Origin of the sequence: Burkholderia sp. SIMBA_051, assembly GCF_046534915.1 — a bacterium.
Classification (GTDB): Bacteria; Pseudomonadota; Gammaproteobacteria; order Burkholderiales; family Burkholderiaceae; genus Burkholderia; species Burkholderia ambifaria.
On the sequence record NZ_JAWRXS010000739.1, the window covers coordinates 1 to 244 of the forward strand.

Consider the following 244-nt stretch of genomic DNA (forward strand, 5'->3'; position numbering starts at 1 on the left):
GTGTTGACGTGCAAAGTCACTGCGTATTATTTAGTGACTGTTTAAACAATCTCAAAAAATGGTCACAGGCAAATCCGCTCCATTATCCTATCGTTGTCATGATTAATGTTAAGGAAACGGGTACATCTATAGACCCTCAACCCCCTACATTAAAATTCAAAGCCAGTGATTACCATTCTCTTGATGCCGTAATAAAGCAAACCTTATCAGACTCGTTATTTACACCCGATAATTTACGTAAAAG

Annotated in this window: 1 protein-coding gene; it reads left to right on the forward strand. The window is 37.7% G+C overall.

What is annotated here, in order from left to right:
• A partial coding sequence (locus tag SB771_RS36425) for a Ca2+-dependent phosphoinositide-specific phospholipase C (protein WP_410722215.1) occupies positions 1 to 244 on the forward strand: 244 nt, incomplete at both ends.